12 protein-coding genes and 1 riboswitch are annotated in these 16,130 nt (G+C 62.6%); of the genes, 9 read left to right on the top strand and 3 right to left on the bottom strand.

Features of this window, described 5'->3' with window-relative positions; genetic code table 11:
• Positions 1-17 precede the first annotated feature (17 nt).
• Together OS035_RS10035 and OS035_RS10030 are read left to right on the top strand one after the other, a co-directional pair.
• Complete coding sequence (locus OS035_RS10035; protein WP_172643288.1) at positions 18-959, top strand: LysR family transcriptional regulator; 942 nt, start codon at positions 18-20, stop codon at positions 957-959.
• Positions 960-1,058: 99 nt separating this feature from the next.
• Positions 1,059-1,214, top strand: a complete 156-nt coding sequence (locus tag OS035_RS10030; RefSeq protein ID WP_003540537.1) for a hypothetical protein — start codon at positions 1,059-1,061, stop codon at positions 1,212-1,214.
• A 75-nt stretch (positions 1,215-1,289) separates the two neighbouring features.
• On the opposite strand, the gene OS035_RS10025 is transcribed toward OS035_RS10030, so the two are convergent.
• Positions 1,290-1,640, bottom strand: coding sequence for a hypothetical protein (locus tag OS035_RS10025; RefSeq protein ID WP_331813641.1), 351 nt, complete (start codon positions 1,638-1,640; stop codon positions 1,290-1,292).
• 34 nt (positions 1,641-1,674) lie between these two features.
• Entirely contained in the window at positions 1,675-2,676 is a 1,002-nt protein-coding gene (locus tag OS035_RS10020; RefSeq protein WP_179867119.1) for a glycine betaine ABC transporter substrate-binding protein, read from the bottom strand.
• Positions 2,677-3,398: 722 nt separating this feature from the next.
• On the opposite strand from OS035_RS10020, the gene OS035_RS10015 reads away from it, so the two are divergent.
• From OS035_RS10015 to OS035_RS10005, 3 genes are all read left to right on the top strand, one after another.
• On the top strand, positions 3,399-4,853 hold the full coding sequence (locus tag OS035_RS10015) for a cobyric acid synthase (protein ID WP_310804934.1): 1,455 nt from the start codon (positions 3,399-3,401) through the stop codon (positions 4,851-4,853).
• A 272-nt stretch (positions 4,854-5,125) separates the two neighbouring features.
• Positions 5,126-5,896 carry an SDR family oxidoreductase gene (locus OS035_RS10010; protein ID WP_310804933.1) on the top strand — a complete coding sequence of 257 codons (771 nt, stop codon included), beginning with the start codon at positions 5,126-5,128 and terminating at the stop codon, positions 5,894-5,896.
• Positions 5,897-6,157: 261 nt separating this feature from the next.
• Positions 6,158-7,246 (top strand): adenylate/guanylate cyclase domain-containing protein, encoded by a 1,089-nt coding sequence (locus tag OS035_RS10005; protein ID WP_310805238.1) that lies wholly within the window; start codon positions 6,158-6,160, stop codon positions 7,244-7,246.
• A gap of 7 nt (positions 7,247-7,253) precedes the next feature.
• Here the strand turns inward: OS035_RS10005 and OS035_RS10000 are convergent, their stop codons facing one another.
• On the bottom strand, positions 7,254-9,044 hold the full coding sequence (locus tag OS035_RS10000; protein ID WP_310804932.1) for a chloride channel protein: 1,791 nt from the start codon (positions 9,042-9,044) through the stop codon (positions 7,254-7,256).
• Between the two features lie 279 nt (positions 9,045-9,323).
• Positions 9,324-9,716, top strand: a riboswitch (cobalamin riboswitch).
• A 284-nt stretch (positions 9,717-10,000) separates the two neighbouring features.
• Here OS035_RS10000 and cobU point away from each other — a divergent pair.
• Genes cobU through cobO form a run of 4 tightly spaced genes read left to right on the top strand, consistent with a single transcriptional unit; the run spans position 10,001 to position 16,130 of the window.
• Positions 10,001-10,525 carry a bifunctional adenosylcobinamide kinase/adenosylcobinamide-phosphate guanylyltransferase gene (gene cobU / locus OS035_RS09995; protein WP_183779398.1) on the top strand — a complete coding sequence of 175 codons (525 nt, stop codon included), beginning with the start codon at positions 10,001-10,003 and terminating at the stop codon, positions 10,523-10,525.
• A gap of 4 nt (positions 10,526-10,529) precedes the next feature.
• Positions 10,530-11,579, top strand: a complete 1,050-nt coding sequence (gene cobW / locus OS035_RS09990) for a cobalamin biosynthesis protein CobW (RefSeq protein ID WP_310804931.1) — start codon at positions 10,530-10,532, stop codon at positions 11,577-11,579.
• Positions 11,580-11,583: 4 nt separating this feature from the next.
• A complete protein-coding gene (cobN, locus tag OS035_RS09985; RefSeq protein WP_310804930.1) occupies positions 11,584-15,498 on the top strand; it encodes a cobaltochelatase subunit CobN in 3,915 nt (1,304 codons plus the stop codon).
• On the top strand, positions 15,495-16,130 hold the full coding sequence (gene cobO / locus OS035_RS09980; protein ID WP_310804929.1) for a cob(I)yrinic acid a,c-diamide adenosyltransferase: 636 nt from the start codon (positions 15,495-15,497) through the stop codon (positions 16,128-16,130). The genes cobN and cobO overlap by 4 nt, the downstream gene beginning before the upstream one ends.

The raw sequence follows: 16,130 nt of genomic DNA, 5'->3' as shown, positions 1-16,130 counted from the left end.
ACATTCAATCAAACAAAATGATATGGGGTTATAAATCAGAAAAATTGAAAGATGCGACGATGAGCCTTCCCTTTCGCCGTCCCATTCCTTTGCTTGACAACGATGTACTGCGAACCTTCGTGGCCATCGCCGAGACAGGCAATTTTTCGACTGCCGCTGAGGCGGTCTTCCGTACGCCTTCGGCGGTGTCGATGCAGATCAAGAAGCTCGAGGAACAGCTGGGCGCAACACTGTTTTTGCGTGACGCGCGCTCGGTATCGCTGACGCGCCACGGCGAGATGCTGCTGTCTTACGCCCGCAACATCCTGGCACTGTCGAACGAGGCGGTGTCGCGCTTCATCATGCCGGAGCTCAGCGGTGTCGTCAGGCTCGGCGCGCCGGAGGATATCGGTGAGCGGCTGCTCCCGAGCATCCTGAAGAGTTTCGCTGAAAGTTATCCCGGCATCATGGTCGATGTGACGATTGACATGAGCATTGGGCTGAAAAAGCGCATGGAGGAGCAGCGGCTCGACCTGGCCTTGATCAACTGTGCGACGCGGCCGTTCCCGACAGGTGGCGAGGTGGTGTTCCGCGAGCGGCTGGTCTGGGCCGGCGCCAGGTGCGGTTCGGCGCATCGCCGCGATCCACTGCCGATCTCGATCTGGGAGGACGGCTGCATCTGGCGCCAGGAGGCGCTCTCCCAACTCGAACGCAATAAACGGCACTATCGCGTCGCCTATCTCAGCGGCCACACCATGGCACAACGCGCCGCCGTGCTCTCCGATCTGGCCATTGCGCCGCTGCCGCTATCCTATGTCAATGAAGACATGGCGATCCTGGGCCCGCAGGAAGGCCTGCCGGAACTCGGCGCTTTCGATATCCGCCTGCTGACCGCCTCGCAAGTATCAGGGCCGATCGAGACGGTAGCCGACAGCATTCGTGGCGCCTTTGCCGAGAGAGCGAAGGCGGTTGCTGCCTGACGATCTCTTTCCAGCGTTGAACCTTTTGTCCCCTTGTGCGTTATCGGCGCGAACGGCATAAGTCCCGTTCGGGGTTGATTTCAAACAAGGATATTCGAAATGACGACAACGGCCAAAATCGCCGCAGCCTTGATGGTTCTTCTGGCGCTCTCCTCCTGCGGCAACACGATCCGCGGCATAGGAAAAGATACCGCAAACACCGTGAACGCCACGCAGGACGCCGGCCGCTCGGTTGACCGCGCTGCGAAGAAATAACGGCCGTTCGATTCCTGCGGGAATCGGCCGATCAAGTCCTGCCCGGGAACCGGATCAAATGTTGACCGGGCCGGATCAAGAGTTGACCGGGGGATAAGCCTTTTCCAGGCCGCCGGATCGGTCAAGACCGGTCCGGAAGGCTTGGTAGGCCGGATGCTGGCTGGAGCGGGCGGTTTCCATCAGCCGGATCTGCAGCCGATCCGGTGCTTGAGTTCCGAGCCACAGGCCGAGATTTTCGAGCTTCAGCGAGTTTAGAAAACGCGAACCGGCGGCGAGATCGAGATGGCGGCGCAGGCCGTCAAGCAGGTTGTCGTCCTGAGCGACATTTTCCATGAGCAGCGTCAGATATGACTTATCCGTTTCCGACAGCGCGGCGAGCTTTTCCGCAACGGTATCGCGGTCGGGAAAGGGAACATTGCCATTCATGTCGAATCGTCCGGTCGTTGATCGTCTCCTGCCGTTATAAGCTCGCCTTGACCTTCTCGGCTACATCGGCCGGAACCCATTTCATCCACAGACCCTCGTAATTGCGAAGGAAATGGATGGCGGCATCCTCGTTGCTTTCGTGGTTTTCGTCTTGCCAGGCGAGAACCTGGTTGATCGTCTGATTGTCCCATTTGCGGGTTTTGAGATAGGTGGTGACAGGTCCGGAGCGGCTGGCAAAAGACCTGGTCATCAAGGTGAAGGCGCGCGAGACCGGGTAGGAATTGACTTCCGGCCTCAAGCAGCCGGCAACCGCCGTGCAGCGGTCCCACTCTGTCTTGTTGTGGCCGACGCCGAAGCTCAGCCGCGTCATGTCGTATTTACCGAGGACGGCCGTTGGCGCCCAATAGTATCCGAGCCAGCCGACCTTGTTTTCGAAGGCGCGAGCAATCGAGGCATCGAGCCGTTCGGGGCTGCCGGTTTCGACGAGTTCGAAGCTCTTCTTGTCCGCGGCAAGCGCCTTGAACAGGTTGGTGGTCGATATCTGGCAGCTCCAGTCGGCGGGACAATTGTAGACCGCGCCCTTCGACACATCGTCCTCGGCGGGGAACAGTTCGGGATGTTTCAGCGCATCTTCGACCGACCGGATGTCGGGATTGGCGTCGGCAATGAATTTCGGGATCCACCAGCCCTCGACCGCACCGTCGGCCAGGATCTCGGCTCCCTGCACCAGCCGTCCGGCGTTGACGGCCTGATCAAGCAAGGCTCTGACGGAATTGATCCAATATTCAGAGGCGATGTCCGGAGTGCCTTTCTCGTTCATCGAGGCGAAGGTCGGCAGCGTGTCGCCGTCGACGATGGTGACCGAGCAGCCGTAGCCCTTTTCCAGGATGATCTTGTCGAAATTCGCCGCAATACCGGCTGAGGCCCATTTCATCTCGGCGATCGAAACCTTGCCGCACTCTGCGGCTTCGGCCGGCGCAACGGTAGAAAGAGCCGCGGCAAAGACGGCTGGAATCAGAATCGTCTTCATCGTCATTCCCCGAATTCTTCTTTACAGCGCCGCGTCTTTTCAGACGCGCTAAGGATGCTGGGAGACATCTACCGATGCGCAGCCGGGGGCGGAAATCAGCGACAAGTTTCTCCGGCGCCCAAAAGGAAATGCCGCGATCCCGCGACAAACGTTTTCCGCTTCATGGGCGCCTTCGTCCTTGCGGCTCCGGCAGCTTATCGCAGGTCATGGCTCGAAAATGGCGTTTTTGGGAAGCCTACGCGTTCGCTCGCAGAAATCAACCGTCTTCTGCTGATGGTTGCGGGACTAAATGATTGAATTCGATGAATTTATCTCAATATCCCGAAAATGGCGCCTTTAAGCAGTTTGCACGCCCTTGGCGATCGCCGGTGGGGCTTCGGCAGAAATTTCGGCGAGAAAGTCAAAAAAAGTCAAAATTAACATTTGCGTAAGGCTTCAATAACTCTCCGGTAAGAATGTGCCGTTATCAGTTGGGTCGTGGCGGCAATGACCGCCGCTTCCCCGGTTCAGGTAGTGCGTACCGGGGAAAGCGAGCTTCGCCGTGTAGGGGCGAAGACGCCTGAGTTTTCGGCAAACCGCGCAGAGCCAAGGCCATGCGCGGTTTTCGCGTTTCTGCGGGACGCTTGAGCAGGGTCAAGTCCTGACTCAGAACACGTCTTGACCGAGGGCACGCCTTGACCCGGGATCGTCGCCCATTGTAGGCCTCGCCTCAGCGAAAGGCGGCCAGTATGGCAAGAGCGATCATGCTGCAGGGAACCGGCTCGGATGTCGGCAAGACGGTGCTGGTCGCCGGCCTTTGCCGGCTGGCGGCCAATCGCGGGCTTGCCGTCCGGCCATTCAAGCCGCAGAACATGTCGAACAATGCGGCGGTTGCCGATGACGGCGGCGAAATCGGCCGGGCGCAGTGGCTGCAATCGCTGGCGGCGCGCACGCAGTCCTCGGTGCACATGAACCCGGTGCTGCTCAAGCCGCAATCGGAGAATGGCAGTCAGATCATCGTGCAGGGCAGGGTGTTCGGACAGGCGAAAGGGCGGGATTATCAGCGGCTGAAGCCGCAGCTGCTCGGCGCAGTGCTCGAAAGCTTCGAAAAAGTCGCTGCGGGCGCCGATCTCGTCATCGTCGAGGGTGCCGGATCGCCGGCCGAGATCAATCTCAGGGCCGGCGATATCGCCAATATGGGTTTTGCGACCCGGGCCGGCGTGCCTGTCGTGCTCGTCGGCGATATCGACCGCGGCGGCGTCATCGCCTCGTTGGTCGGCACGCATGCGATTCTCGATCACGGGGACCGGGCGATGATCGCGGGCTATATCATCAACAAGTTCCGCGGCGACATCTCGCTGTTCGACGACGGCATCTGCGCTATCGAAGGCTTTACCGGCTGGCCGTGTTTCGGCGTCGTGCCGTGGCTGCCGGGTGCGGCGCGCCTGCCGGCCGAAGATTCGGTCGTGCTCGAACGGCTGGCGAAGGGCAGGGCCGGGGCGCTGAAGATCGCCGTGCCGGTGCTGCCGCGCATCGCCAATTTCGACGATCTCGACCCGCTGCGGGCCGAGGCGGACGTCGAACTGGTCTTCGTGCGATCGGGCGAACGGCTGCCTGCCGATGCGAGCCTCGTCATTCTTCCCGGCTCGAAAGCGACGATATCGGATCTCGCCGATTTCAGGGCTGAAGGCTGGGACCGCGATCTCCATATGCATGTCAGACGCGGCGGCCGAGTGATCGGCATTTGCGGCGGCTACCAGATGCTCGGACGCACGGTGCACGATCCGCTCGGTCTCGAGGGCGGGACACTCGAGACGCCGGGGCTTGCGCTGCTCGACGTCGAGACCGAGATGGCGCCTGAAAAAACCGTGCGCAACAGCCATGCCCGCTCGACTGAATACGACGTGCCGCTTGCCGGCTACCAGATCCACCTCGGCATCACCCACGGCCCGGATTGCGACCGGCCTTCGGCGATTATCGACGGCGCACCCGACGGGGCGCTTTCGGCCGATGGCCGGATCATGGGCACCTATCTGCACGGGCTCTTCGGCAGCGACGCCTATCGCGCCCTGCTGCTTCAAAGCTTTGGGCTCTCGGGGGAGCAGAGGAATTACCGCGAGAGCGTCGAGCGGGCGCTGGATGAAATCGCGAGTGACCTGGAGAAGCATCTCGATGCGCGCTGGCTTGCGGGGTTGCTGGGGTAGGGATGGATGTGCGCTAGGCGGGGGATTGCCGCGCTGCCTTGCTCCCGCTGGGAGCACGTCCCCTACCGTATGTTCGGATGATCTGTGGTGCTTAACCTCTCCTCCTTCATTCCTGTGACAAGCGCAGGAATGAAGGAGGATGAGAGTTGGGGCGCTATCGAAATGCTCAAGCAGCGACCTGCGCCCCACCGTCTGCCACTCCACTCTTGCCAAATTAGTTGACTGAGTCCATTAATTCTCTCCCCACGAGAATTCGGTCGAGAGCATAAACCATGAGCGTAATGGATAGATTTTCACTGGCTGGTCAGGTGGCGCTCGTGACCGGGGGCGGCCGCGGTCTGGGCTTCGAGATGGCGCGCGTGCTTGCCGAGGCCGGCGCGCATGTCATCATCACCGGACGGACGGCGGCGACGCTGGACCAGGCCGTAAGAACGCTGCGTGCGGCGGGCGGCTCGGCGGAGGCTGCCGTGTTCGACATCGCCGACCGCGAGGCCCAGCGTTCTGTGATGGCCGATATCGAAAAAGTCCACGGCCGTCTCGATATTCTGATCAACAATGTCGGCGCCCGCGACAGGCGGCCGCTGACCGAATTCGACGATGAGGCCATCATCGAGCTGCTGCACACCGATCTGGCCGCGGCAATGATGCTTTCGCGCGATGCCGCGGTGCTGATGAAGCGGCGCAATTATGGCCGCCTGATCGCGGTGACCTCGATCAGCGGTCATGTCGTCATGCCCGGCGACTGCGTCTATCCGGCTGCCAAGCAGGGTCTGACCGGACTGATGCGCGGCATGGCGGTCGAATTCGGCCCTTACGGCATCACCAGCAACGCGATCGCACCCGGCTGGTTCGCCACGGAGACGAACGCGGCAATGGCCGCGAATGAGGAATTGATGCCCTTCGTGCGCCAGCGCATCCCGGTCCAACGCTGGGGACGCCCGGACGAGATCGCCGGTGCAGCACTGTTTCTTGCAAGCGGCGCCGCCTCCTTTGTCAACGGCCACGTATTGACCGTCGACGGCGGCATGACGGTCCGGATGTGAGGACGATACCCGCCGGTGTTGTGCCGGCTTCGGATGAAATGACTTGCCGTTGATAACGGCTGGAAATATCGGTTTGGCGCGACTATCAATTGATAGGGCGGCAGCCGGTTCGGCATCGCCGCCCATTTGCCCGATTTGCCGTCATAAGGTTGCGCCGGCTTATGTGGAGGTTCGGAAATTAACGGTCATATTCAGTGGATTATAGAGCAGGGAATCACCAGCGAGCATATTGGCGACCTCGTTTCCGGCCTGTGTAAGCGGCTGATCGCGGACGGGTTTCCGATCTGGCGGGCGAGTATCAGAATGCCGTCCCTGCATCCGATGTATCGCGGCGTCGCGGCCAATTTCATGCGGGGCGGTGAGACCGTCCTTGAAAATGCCGAGCACGGCAGTGCGACGGAGCGTGACTTCGAGAAGACGCCGATCTTTTACCTTTTGAGCCGCGGCGAAAGAACGGGGCGATGGAATTTGGCGAGGGGCGAGGGTCTCGATTATACCGAGCTCAACGAATTCGCGCTTTCCGGGGGCACGGATCACGTGATTAGCCTGTTCGAATTCCCGAAGGAAGTCGCGTTGCGCGGGCTCGGTTTCTCGCTGACGAGCGATGCGCCGGGCGGATTTTCCGATGATCAACTGGCGATCGTCGCAGCGCTATTCCCGGCACTCGGACTGGCGGCCTACCGCGTGGCGGTTTCGAAGACGGCGAGCGATATCCTCGCGGTCTATACCGGCGCTAGGACGAGTGCGCGCATCCTTGCCGGCGAAACCCGCAGAGGAATGGGCGGTTCCATCGATGCCGCCATCCTACTGGCCGACCTTCGCAATTTCACGGCCTTGACCGAGGTCTATCAGCCCGCGGAGATCGTCGGGTTTCTCAACGAGCATTTCGAGCTGATCGACCGGCATGTCGAGGAAAATTCCGGCGAGATCCTCAAGTTCATGGGCGACAGTGTACTGGCGATCTTTCCGACTGAGGCGGAGGATCCGCAAAAGGCCTGCAGGGCAGCGTTGGCTTCGGCTCAGAATCTGCTGAAGGCCAACGAAGAGCTTAATCGCGAGCGGACACGCAACGGAGGCCCCGATATCGGCATCGATGTCGTGCTGCATCTCGGCGAGGTTTTCTACGGAAATGTCGGCGCCCACGGCCGGCTCGACTTCACGGTGATCGGCAGGGCTGTCAACGAAGCCTCGCGGCTGGAAAAGCTCTGCGGAATGCTCGAGCAGCACCTGCTGCTGTCGGAGAGCTTCGCGGCGACCTCAGCCGTCCCCTGCGAGTATCTCGGCTCTTTCGAATTGCGGGGCGTTTCGAAGAAGGCCGACGTCTTCCGGCTGGCCGGCGTCGCGTCATAACACCCCTTCAGATTTCGCCGGAGACTTCGCGACGGCGGCGGTCCAGTTCTTCGCTGTAGCGGCGCAGCGTATAGCTTTCGCTGAGCTGGCCGATCACCTTGCGCTCGATCAAATTGTTGACGACGGCGAGTGCTTCGCTTTCGCTCTTATCGAAGATCGCCGCCGCCTGCCTTGCGTTCATCTGTGGCTGCAGGAAATCGTTGCGGTAGTGGATGAAATCGGCAAGCGTCTTGCCCTCGTCCTGGGTGTCGGTCGGGTTGGCGTAGATCTCCGGCACCAGCACGAGGCCGACATATTTGTCGCTCTCCTCGACAAGGATGACACGCTGGGTCGAGCCGATTGGGAAGGCCTGCTTGAATTCCTCCAGCGAGATGCCAGCCCTTGCCGTCTTGACGTCCGCGCGCATCAGCTTGTCCACCGTCAGGTTGCGGATCCAGCCGACGTCATGGGCGCTGCGGATGCTTTCGCCGCGCAGGTGGAAGCGCCATGTGGCGAAGGAGTAGCCGAAGGTCGAGCGCACGACGAGCGAGGAGGTGATGACGGCGGCGAGCACCAGCGCGGTGATCGGGAAGTCGCCGGTGATTTCGAGCGCCAGGAAGGTCATCGTCAGCGGCCCGCCGATGACGGCGACGGCAAGCGAACTCATGCCGACCACGGCATAAATGACGGGCGTCAGCGTCGCATCGGCAAAATAGGGGCCGCAATAAGCAAAGAGCTTGCCGAGCAGGGCGCCCATGAACAGCGAGGCGAAGAACAGGCCGCCCCTGAAGCCCGAGCCGATCGAGATCGCCGAAGCCAAGGATTTCAACAGGAAGAGGCCGATCAGCGCCGGGATGGCGACGTCGCGGGAGAGGTTCAGATGCAACGCGCCATGGCCGGCCGAAAGCACCTGCGGCGAGATCATCGCCAGCAGCCCGACGATGATGCCGCCGAGGGCCGGGCGGAAGGGCGGGGCGATCGCGCTCTTGCGCGCCAGTTCTTCGACAAAGGCGACACCCTGCATGATCAGGATGCCGACGCCGGCTGAGACCGCGCCGAGCAGCAGCGCCGGGATATAATCGGCCGGCACGACCGCGCCGAAGCCGCCGATATCGATGGTGAAATCGCCGTGGGTGAGCAGCCTTGCGATCAGGGTGGAAACGAGGGCCGAAACCACCACAGGGGTCAGCGAGACGATCGTATAAGTGCCGATGATCAGTTCGAAGGCATAGAAGGCGCCGGTCAGCGGCGCGTTGAAGGCGGCGGCGATGGCGCCGGCTGCGCCGCAGCCGACGAGGACGCGGAGATCCGAGCGGCGAAGCTGCAGCTTCAGGCCGAGTTTCGAGGCGAGCCCTGCGGCAAGCTGGGTATAGCCGGCCTCCAGGCCGACGGAGGCGCCGAACCCGTTGGAGATCAGGTTCTGCACGGCGACGATAATGCTGTCAGTCAAGGACAGGCGGCCGCCATGCAGCGCATTGGCCTCGATCGGGTCGACCATCGGCTTCTTGCGGCGTTTGGCCAAAATGAAGAGCAACAGGCCGAGCAGGATGCCGCCGATGATCGGGGCGGTGAGCAGCAGCAGCTTGTCGTCGATCACCGACGAGCTCAACCTTTCGCTGTCGGCGATACCGAAGACCAACTGATGCAGTTCATTGGAGACGAAGCTCATGCCGGTCACGGCAAGACCGGAGGCAATGCCGACGACAGCGCCCGCCAGAGATAGACCGACTTCGCTGCGGCGGGTCAGCGCCCGCAGCCGCCCCGGATCGAAGAAAACACGCAGCGCTCGGAACCGGCGCCGATCCAATTTCATAAGCATGGCAAGACAACTAGGCAGGAAGAGGCCCGGTCAAGGGCGATGGCGAAGTCCGCTTGCAGCGCAATTGCGGCGAAAAGTCGGCGGGCGCGTCAAATATTTATGACGTAAGCCTCTGATAAATGACGATATTCCTGGTCGAGTAAGTCGTGTTCGGATGAGCGTGCCTGCCTTGCCGCCCACGGCCGACCGCCAAGGCCGGTTGACTTCACTCCTGAGCTTGCCTAACCATCCCTCAACGGATGGTCGCCAGACCATCCCACGCGGATGGTCATCTGATCATCCGCGGATATAACGGATGGTTCCGGATCGGCGTTACGCCTTCCGGATGAAAAGGGAATGTGACGGGGCGGACCCACACCGGGCGCCTTCATCACAGCCGACCCCGCGACTGTAGAGCGGTCAGGGTCTTCCATCCGGCATCGAGCCCTTCCTGCCCGCTTGCAATCGCGCAGGCGGGCGTGACGGGCGACATGCCGGAAAAGCCACTGGACATGCATGGTGATCAACCGGGGTCGGACGCCTCTATTTCTACGAATCGTCCACCTCTTCACCAATGCAGCCGGGAAGGCGAGGCAGATCCGCTGGCACGATCAGGGGCGACCGGTTTCCGGTCCGCCCCGATCGCGGCCGACAACCGCGAGCCAGGAGACCTGCCATTCGTGCCGGGCGAAAAGCCCAATCCTGGGCAAGAGACCCGCTGCCAGCACGGAGGTTGTTTTGGCTGAACGATTGAATTCGGCGTTGCCTCGTGGGGTACTGGAGCGCATTTCCCTCTCCTCCCTCATTCCTGTGCCCGTCACAGGAATCCAGTGCGACCAAGTCCTTGGGCGCGAGAGACTTACTTCCCGAATGAGAGTCATTTACGGCGCGGACGCGCCGTGGCTGGGTTCCTGTGACAGGCAAAGGAATGAGGGAGCGTGGTGGGGTGTCGCATTCTCCCAGCAGGCCGTCTGCGCATGACGACCGCTCTCTCCAATACCATTTTCATCCTCGGCGGCGCACGCTCCGGCAAATCCCGGTTTGCCGAAAACCTCGTCGTTGCAACCGGCCTCGATCGTCACTACGTCGCGACCGGCCGGGCGTGGGACGAGGAGATGCAGTCGCGGATTGCCCAGCACAGAGCCGATCGCGGCCCGTCATGGACGACGCATGAGGAACCGCTCGATCTCGTCGGCAGGCTCGCCGCCATCGACGGCGAGGGCCGGGTCGTGCTGATCGACTGCCTGACGCTCTGGGTCACCAATCTGATGATGGAGGAGCGCGATATGGCGGCGGATTTTTTGGCGCTCGCCGATTATTTGCCGCGGGCAAAGGCGCGGCTCGTTTTCGTGTCAAACGAGATCGGCCTCGGCATCGTGCCGGACAATCGTATGGCGCGGGATTTTCGCGATCATGCCGGCCGTCTCCACCAGATGATCGCGGCAAAGGCCGCCGAAGTCTATTTCATCGCGGCAGGCCTGCCGCTGAAAATGAAGGGTTAAATCCATGAACCAACAGAAGATTCCCGCAACCGTCATCACCGGTTTCCTCGGCGCCGGCAAGACGACGATGATCCGCAACCTGCTTACCAATGCCGGCGGTAAAAAGATCGCGCTGATCATCAATGAATTCGGCGATCTCGGTGTCGACGGCGAGGTGCTGAAGGGCTGCGGTGCGGAGAACTGCAGCGAGGACGATATCATCGAGCTCACCAATGGCTGCATCTGCTGCACCGTTGCCGACGATTTCATTCCGACGATGACGAAGCTCTTGGAACGTGAGCAGCGGCCCGACCATATCGTCATTGAAACCTCGGGCCTCGCTCTGCCGCAGCCGCTGGTCGCCGCCTTCAACTGGCCTGACATTCGCACCCAGGTGACCGTCGACGGCGTCATCACGGTGGTCGACAGTGCGGCTGTTGCCGCCGGCCGGTTCGCCGACGACCACGATGCCGTCGAGGCGGCGCGCAGCGAGGATGAATCGCTCGATCACGAGAGCCCGATCGAGGAACTGTTCGAGGATCAGCTCACCTGCGCCGATCTCATCGTGCTCAACAAGACCGACCTGATCGACGTGGCCGGCCTCGGCCGGGTGCGCGACGAGGTCGCCGCCCGCACCTCGCGCAAGCCGGTGATGATCGAGGCGAAAAACGGCGAGGTGCCGGCCGGCATCCTGCTTGGCCTCGGCATCGGCACGGAGGACGATATCGCCAACCGCAAGTCCCATCACGAACTGGAGCATGAGGACGGCACGCCGCACGATCATGACGAATTCGACAGCTTCGTCGTCGATCTCGGCCCGGTCGCCGATCCGGCCGGCTTCATCGAGGCGCTGAAGAGCATCATATCGGCCCATGACGTGCTGCGCCTCAAGGGCTTCGTCGATGTTTCGGGCAAGCCGATGCGCCTGCAGCTCCAGGCAGTCGGCAGCCGCATCGACCACTATTTCGATCGCGCCTGGGCGCCTGGGGAAAACCGCGGCACGCGCCTCGTCGTCATTGGTCTGCATGAGATGGATCAGGGTGCGGTGAGAGCGGCGATCGAGGCGCTGGCGTAGGCCCATGCATCTGCTTCTGGCCCAGCAGGGAACGATCAGCGACGGCGAAGAGGCGATCGATCTCGGTCAGACGCCGGGCGATATCCTGTTTCTGTCGGCCGCCGACAGCGAGCTTGCGGCGATCGCGGCCGCCCATCGCGCCTGCGGTGGGCCGCATTCGCTGCGGCTTGCCAGCCTGATGAGCCTCAAGCACCCGATGTCGGTCGATACCTATGTCGAGCGCACGGCGCGGCACGCCAGGCTCATCATCGTCCGTGCGCTCGGCGGCGCCAGCTATTTCCGCTATGCGCTGGAGGCGCTGCATGCTGCAGCGTCCCGCGCCGGCGCGCAGATTGCGGTGCTGCCGGGTGATGCCAGGTCGGATGCGGGGCTGGTACCCTTCTCGAACATCGAGGTCGACGATCTCGATGCGCTCTGGGCCTATCTCATCGAGGGCGGCGAGGCCAATGGGCGCGCCTTTCTCGATTATGCCGCGGCGATGCTGTCGGGCGCGGAGAAGCCCGCGCCGGCGGTACCGTTGATGAAGGCGGGGATCTGGTGGCCGGGGCGAGGGCTGATCGGGGTCGAGGAGTGGCGGCGGGTGACAGAGAAGGTGGCGGTGGAGCCAATCGTCGCCATCAGCTTCTACCGAGCGCTCGTGCAGAGCGGCGAGACCAAGCCGATCGAAGCGCTGATCGAAGCCTTGCAGGCGCACGGTCTCCGGCCGCTGCCGGTCTTTGCCTATAGCCTCAAGGACCCCGTTTCGACCGGCATTATCGAGAGCGTGTTCTCAGTACTGAAACCCGATGTCGTGATCAACACGACCGGCTTTGCCGTCTCCGCGCCTGGTGCCGACCGGCAGCCGACGGTGCTGGAGGCGAATGGGGCGGTGGTGCTGCAGGCGATCTTGTCTGCGTCCTCCAAGGAAGCGTGGGCGGCCTCCTCGCAAGGCCTGTCGGCGCGCGATCTCGGCATGAACGTGGCGCTGCCCGAAGTCGACGGCCGGGTGCTGGCGCGGGCGGTCTCCTTCAAGACGGCGGCGCGTTACGATGCAGCCGTCGAGACCAACATTGTCGCCAGCGAACCGGATGCCGGCCGGGTGCGCTATACGGCGGAACTGGCCGCCAATTGGGCGCGGCTGCGCGCTACTCCGGCTCGCGACCGGCGCATCGCGCTCGTGATGGCGAACTATCCGAATCGCGACGGCCGGCTCGGCAACGGGGTTGGCCTGGATACGCCGGCCGGCAGCATCGAGGTGCTTCGGGCGATGGCGGCAGCGGGTTATCCGCTCGCCGATATTCCGGCCGATGGCGACGCGCTGATCCGGCATCTGATGCAAGGGCCGACCAATTCAGGTCATGACGGCAGGGTCATTCGCGAGACCCTTTCCCTGAGTCTCTACAACGGCTTCCTGGATACTCTTCCTAATAAGATTCAGGATGAGGTGAGGGCCCGCTGGGGCGATCCCGAGAACGATCCGTATTTTCTCGACGGCGTCTTCGCCCTGCCTTTCGCCCGCTTCGGTAGCGTCCTCGTCGGCATTCAGCCGGCGCGCGGTTATAATATCGATCCGAAGGAGAGCTATCATTCGCCGGATCTCGTGCCGCCGCACGGTTATCTTGCCTTCTATGCTTTCCTGCGGCGCGCGTTCGGCGCCGATGCCGTCATCCACATGGGCAAACACGGCAATCTCGAATGGCTGCCGGGCAAGGCGCTGGCGCTATCGGAGGAGTGTTATCCCGAGGCGATCCTCGGGCCGCTGCCGCATCTCTATCCCTTCATCGTCAACGACCCGGGCGAGGGCACGCAGGCCAAGCGCCGGACTGCCGCCGTCATCATCGATCATCTGACGCCGCCTTTGACGCGGGCCGAGAGCTATGGGCCACTCAAGGATCTGGAAGCGCTGGTCGACGAATATTACGAGGCCTCCGGCAGTGATCCCCGCCGCATTCGCCTGCTCAGCCGGCAGATCCTCGATCTGGTGACCGATATCGGCCTCGACCGGGATGCCGGTATAAAGAGCGGCGAAAGCGAAGGCGAAGCGCTGAAGAAGCTCGACGCCTATCTCTGCGACCTCAAGGAAATGCAGATTCGGGATGGGCTGCATGTGTTCGGGGTGTCGCCGGAGGGGCGGTTGCTGACAGATCTCACCGTGGCGCTGGCGCGGGTGCCGCGCGGGCTGGGCGAGGGCGGTGATGCGAGCTTGCAGCGGGTGATCGCGGCGGATGCGGGGATGGGCAATGTGCCTGGGGCACCCCCCTCTGTCCTGCCGGACATCTCCCCCACAAGGGGGGAGATTGAATCGGAGCGCCGGCCTCCCCAAACAATCGATATAGAGCGATTGTCTTACTCCTTGCCGATCTCCCCCCTTGTGGGGAAGATGTCCGGCAGGACAGAGAGGGGTAACTCCACGTTCGACCCTCTCGACTGCGACATGGCCACCCCCTGGACCAGAACACGTCCCGCCATCCTCGCCGACGTTCTCGATGCACCCTGGCGCACCAATGGCGACGCCGTCGAGCGCGTCGAACTGCTGGCAGCGAAGTTCGTTTCCGGCGAAATGGAGTGCCCAGCAGAGTGGAAGGCTACGCAGGCTGTACTCTCCGAGATCGAAACCCGCCTCAAGCCCTCCATCCTCGCCTGCGGCCCCGCCGAAATTCACGGTCTACTCAACGGGCTCGACGGTCGCTTCGTCGCACCTGGCCCATCCGGCGCGCCAACACGCGGGCGGCCCGACGTGCTGCCCACGGGCCGAAATTTCTATTCGGTCGACAGCCGCGCAGTGCCGACACCGGCCGCTTACGAACTCGGCAAGAAATCCGCCGAGCTGCTGGTGCGCCGCTATGTGCAGGATCACGGCGAATGGCCTGTTTCCCTGGGGCTGACGGCATGGGGAACGTCGAATATGCGCACCGGCGGCGACGATATCGCCCAGGCGCTGGCGCTGATTGGCGTCAAGCCGCTCTGGGACATGAGTTCTCGCCGCGTTACCGGCTATGAAATCATACCGCAAGCCATGCTCGGGCGGCCGCGTGTCGACGTGACACTCCGCATCTCCGGCTTCTTCCGCGACGCTTTTCCCGAGCAGATCGCTCTGTTCGACAAGGCGGTCCGCGCCGTCGGCGCGCTTGAAGAGGACGAGGCCGACAATCCGATCGCAACGCGCATGCGCGGCGAGGCGGCAAGGCTTGCGGCTGCCGGCCTCGACGCCGCCGCGGCGAAACGTCGGGCGGGCTACCGGATTTTCGGCTCGAAGCCCGGCGCCTACGGCGCCGGATTGCAGGCGCTGATCGACGAAAAGGGTTGGGAGCGACGCGCCGATCTCGCCGAGGCCTATCTCGTCTGGGGCAGTTATGCCTATGGCGCCGGTGAGGAGGGCAAGGCCGAACGCGGCCTGTTCGAGGAGCGGCTGCGCTCGGTGCAGGCCGTCGTTCAGAACCAGGACAATCGCGAGCACGACCTGCTCGACAGCGATGACTACTACCAGTTCGAGGGCGGCATGGCGGCGGCGGCCGAGGCGCTCAGCGGCGCGCGCCCCTCGATCTACCACAATGATCATTCGAGGCCGGAGCGGCCGGTGATCCGTTCGCTGGAGGAAGAGATCGGTCGCGTCGTGCGCGGACGCGTCGTCAATCCCAAATGGATATCCGGCGTCATGCGCCACGGCTACAAGGGTGCGGCCGAAATTGCCGCCACCGTCGACTATCTCTTCGCCTTCGCGGCGACGACGGGCGCGGTCGGTGCGCATCATTTCGAGGCAGTCTACCAGGCTTTCGTCACCGATCCGGCTGTGCGTAGCTTCATGACGGAAAAGAACCCGGCGGCATTCGACGAGATGACAGCGCGGCTGCGCGAGGCGATCGACCGCAGCCTCTGGACGCCGCGCAGCAATTCGGCCCGGTTCGACCTGGCCAAACCACAGAATGAGGTGAACCGATGAGTGACGAAATCCCGGACAACGAAACGGGCAAGGATGATGCGCGCCACGCCGAGAAGATGGCGAAGAAGAAGGCCGCGCGCGACAAGATCATGGCGACCAAGACCGACGGCAAGGGGCTGATCATCGTCCATACCGGCAAGGGCAAGGGCAAATCATCCGCCGCCTTCGGCATGATCTTTCGCCACATCGCCCATGGTAAACCCTCGGCCGTCGTGCAGTTCATCAAGGGCGCGATGTGGACCGGCGAGCGCGATCTGATCGAGAAGCATTTCTCCGATCTCTGCCAGTTCCACACCATGGGTGAGGGGTTCACCTGGGAAACGCAGGACCGCGCCCGCGACGTTGCCGCCGCCTCGGCTGCCTGGGAAAAGGCCAAGGAACTGATCCGCGACGAGCGCAATTCCATGGTGCTGCTCGACGAGATCAACATCGCGCTGCGCTACGACTATCTCGACATCAACGAAGTCGTCGCCTTCCTGACGACCGAGAAGCCCGCCATGACGCATGTGGTGCTGACGGGGCGCAACGCTAGGGAAGAACTGATCGAGATCGCGGATCTGGTGACCGAGATGGAGCTTGTCAAACATCCTTTCCGCTCCGGCATCAAGGGGCAGCCGGGGGTAGAATTCTAG

It is taken from the genome of Rhizobium sp. 268 (genome assembly GCF_036571585.1).
Classification (GTDB): Bacteria; Pseudomonadota; Alphaproteobacteria; order Rhizobiales; family Rhizobiaceae; genus Rhizobium; species Rhizobium redzepovicii.
This window is presented reverse-complemented; position numbering and strand designations above follow the sequence as displayed.